This is a genomic window from Hansschlegelia beijingensis (genome assembly GCF_045505405.1).
Lineage (GTDB): Bacteria > Pseudomonadota > Alphaproteobacteria > Rhizobiales > Methylopilaceae > Methylopila > Methylopila beijingensis_A.
On record NZ_JBJKEX010000331.1, the window covers coordinates 1 to 3,391 of the forward strand.

Genomic DNA, 3,391 nt, shown 5'->3' on the forward strand with positions numbered 1-3,391 from the left:
CCACGTCGGCGCAGCTTCAGCCGCGCGAGCTTGATCTTATCAAACGCTCCCAGCGCGAGGCCGAGCGGGCAACTGACGCACTCCCGGTAGTCGACGTGTGGCGCACGCTGCAGGAGCTCGAGACCGCCCGCGCGCAGCGGCAGCGCGATCTCGACGCCACGCTCATCACCGCCCCCTTCGACGGCGTCGTCGGCAACAAGGCCGTTCAGGTCGGCGACTACGTGACGCCCGGCAAGCGGCTGATGGCGGTCGTGCCGCTCGACCGGGTCTATGTCGACGCAAACTTCAAGGAGACCCAGCTCGCCGACGTCCAGCCGGGCGCAAAGGTGAGGCTCTCGGTCGACGCCTATCCCGAGCATGACGTGACGGGGATCGTCGACAGCCTCGCGCCCGCCTCGGGGGCGCAGTTCAGCCTGCTGCCGCCCGAGAACGCCACCGGCAATTTCACCAAGATCGTGCAGCGCGTTCCGGTCCGGATCCGGGTCGACCCGGAGGATGTCGCGAGAGGCAGGCTGCGGCCCGGCCTGTCCGTGATCGCCTCCGTCGACACGCGCACTGCGCCAAAGCTTACGTCAGGCGCCGCCGACCAGCGGCGCTGACGTAGTCCCCGCGTCCGAGGCCTCGCATGAGCGACGACGCTGCTCCTCCAGGCGGTCGTACGGCTGTCGAACCGACCCGCGTCCCCACGGGGTCGGCGGCCGGCTCGGCGGGCGCCTCGGGCGCGGGGAATCCGCCTTCCGAGCCGAAGGTCACGCCGCGCCGGCTGATCGCCTTCCTGGCGCTCGTCTTCGGCATGTTCATGGCGATCCTGGACATCCAGATCGTCTCGTCCTCGCTCGCGGAGATCCAGGCCGGCCTCTCGGCGAGCCCGGACGAGATCTCCTGGGTCCAGACCAGCTATCTGATCGCCGAAGTGATCATGATCCCGCTGTCCGGCTATCTCGGCCGGGCGCTGTCGACGCGGGTGCTGTTCACCATCTCGGCCGCCGGCTTCACGCTGGCGAGCGCGCTCTGCGCCACGGCCACGACGCTGCCGGAGATGATCGTCTACAGGGCGATCCAGGGCTTCATCGGCGGAGGCATGATCCCGACCGCCTTCGCGGCCGCCTATACGATCTTCCCCAGGCGCCACCAGCCGGCGATCATGGCGCTGGTCGGTCTGACGGTGACGCTCGCGCCCACCGTCGGGCCGACGATCGGCGGCTATCTGACCGAGCTGCTCTCCTGGCACTGGCTGTTCCTGATCAACCTCGTGCCGGGCGCGGCCGCCACGCTGCTCGCCTGGACGCTGGTCGATTTCGACGAGCCGGAGCTCGATCTGCTGCGGCGGCTGGACTACGTGGCGCTGGTCGCGCTCGCTGTGTTCCTCGGCAGCCTCGAATACATTCTGGAGGAGGGCGCCCGCGACGACTGGTTCCAGGACGCCGCCATCCGCTACCTCACGGTCGCCAGCGTGCTCGGCGGCGTCCTGTTCTTCTGGCGCTGCTTCGCGGCCAGGACCCCGCTCGTCGACCTTGCGGCCTATCGCGACCGCAACTTCGCCGTCGGCTCGCTGCTCACCTTCGTCATGGGCATCGGCCTCTACGGCATGACCTATCTGTATCCGGTCTTCCTCGGCCGGGTTCGCGGCTACGACTCGCTGCAGATCGGCGAGACCGTGTTCGTCTCCGGCCTGTTCATGTTCCTCGCCGCGCCCGTGGTGGGCGTGCTGTCGCGCAGGGTCGACCCCCGCTACATGATCGCCGCGGGCTTCATGGGCTTCGGCCTGTCCTGCATCGACCTCACCTACATCACCAGCGACTGGGCGTTCGGGGAGCTGTTCGTGCCGCAGATGCTGCGCGGCGTGTCGCTGATGCTCTGCATGGTGCCGATCAACATCGTGTCGCTGGCGACCCTGCCGCCGTCGAAGCTCAAGAACGCCAGCGGACTGTTCAACCTGATGCGCAATCTCGGAGGCGCGTTCGGGCTCGCCTTCATCAACACCTTCCTGAACGACCGTCAGGACCTGCACATGCTGCGGCTGCGCGAGCATGTGGTCTGGGGCCGGCAGGTCGCGGAGGAGCGGCTCGCCGGCATGGCGGCGAGCCTCGCGCCCCGCATGGGCTCGGACGCCGAGCTCGCGGCGGTCCGCCAGTTCTCGAACATGGTCCGCCAGCAGGGCCTGGTGCTCGCCTTCGGCGATCTGTTCTGGGCGATGACGATCCTGTTCGCCGGCATCGTGCTGCTGGTGCCGCTCGTCCGCCGCCCGAACCCCGGAGCGGCCGCGGCGCCGGCTCACTGACGCCCGGTCACAGCCTGTCGCGCAGCGCGTAGTAGCTCATCGCGGCGACCAGCAGCGGTCGGCGCAGCCAGCGCCCGCCCGGGAAGGACGGGACCGGCAGCCGCGACAGCAGGTCGAAACGCTCCAGCCGCCCCCCGACCGCTTCGGCCAGGATCTTGCCGAACATCGGCCCGAGCAGAACGCCCTGGCCCGAATAGCCGGCGGCGACCAGCACGTTGGGCCGGATGGCGCGCACGAAGGGCTGGCGGGTCGGAGTGATGCCCAGAACGCCGCCCCAGGCGTGCTCGATCGCGACGTCCCGCAGCTGCGGGAAGACCTTCAGCATGTGACGGCGCACGATCGGCGCGATCTCGGCCGGAAGCGTGGTCGAATAGGTCTCGCCGCCGCCGAACAGCAGCCGGCCGTCGGGCGTCGGGCGGTAGTAGTAGACGACGAACCGGCTGTCCGAGACCGCGGCCCGGCTGGTCAGCACCTCGCGCAGCCGATCGCCGAGCGGCGCGGTCGCGGCGATGTGGTTGGCGATCGGGGCGACATGCGCCTCGACCGTGGGCTCCACGCCTTCGAGCAGCCCGTCGGTGCAGATCAGCGCCGTGTCGGCCGAGACGGTCCCGCCCTCGGTCTCCAGCGTGACCCGCGCGCCGTGCCGGATGCGGCGCACGCCGGAGCCTTCGTGGATCCGCGCGCCGGCGGCCTCCGCCACGCGGGCGAGCCCGAACACCAGCGCCAGCGGATCGAGATGGCCGCCGCCATGGTCGATCGAGCCGCCATGGTAGTTCTCGCTCTTCACGAGCGCGCGCAGCTGCTCGCGGTCGAGCGGCTCGATCAGGCCGTAGCCGTACTCATCGGCGAGCTTGCGCGCATAGGCGTGGGTCTCCGCGACGTAGGACGGCTTGTGGTCGGCGTGGATCAGCCCGGCCTCGTAGCGGCAATCGACGCCGCGCCGCTCGATCGTCTCGCGCAACAGGAGCTTGGCCTCCTCGGCGAGCTCCCAGAGCTTCCGGGCGTCGTCGCGCCCCGCGATCCGCTCCAGCTCGTCCTGCTCGCGGCGCTGCCCGGTGTGGACCTGGCCGCCATTGCGGCCGGACGCGCCCCATCCGACGCGCGCCTGCT

Annotated in this window: 2 protein-coding genes and 1 pseudogene; 2 read left to right on the forward strand and 1 reads right to left on the reverse strand. The window is 70.2% G+C overall.

Features of this window, described 5'->3' with window-relative positions; genetic code table 11:
* Both ACIKT0_RS15435 and ACIKT0_RS15440 read left to right on the forward strand, forming a co-directional pair.
* Positions 1–599, forward strand: a pseudogene (locus ACIKT0_RS15435) (efflux RND transporter periplasmic adaptor subunit); the annotation flags it as partial.
* A 26-nt stretch (positions 600–625) separates the two neighbouring features.
* On the forward strand, positions 626–2,281 hold the full coding sequence (locus ACIKT0_RS15440; RefSeq protein WP_407106214.1) for a DHA2 family efflux MFS transporter permease subunit: 1,656 nt from the start codon (positions 626–628) through the stop codon (positions 2,279–2,281).
* Between the two features lie 7 nt (positions 2,282–2,288).
* Here the strand turns inward: ACIKT0_RS15440 and ACIKT0_RS15445 are convergent.
* On the reverse strand, positions 2,289–3,391 hold a 1,103-nt coding region (locus tag ACIKT0_RS15445), incomplete at its 5' end, for an NAD(P)/FAD-dependent oxidoreductase (RefSeq protein WP_407106215.1).

Excerpts from the sequence above, each read along its gene's own strand:
- ACIKT0_RS15440 (WP_407106214.1), top strand. The coding sequence starts at position 626 with ATGAGCGACGACGCTGCTCCTCCAGGCGGTCGTACGGCTGTCGAACCG.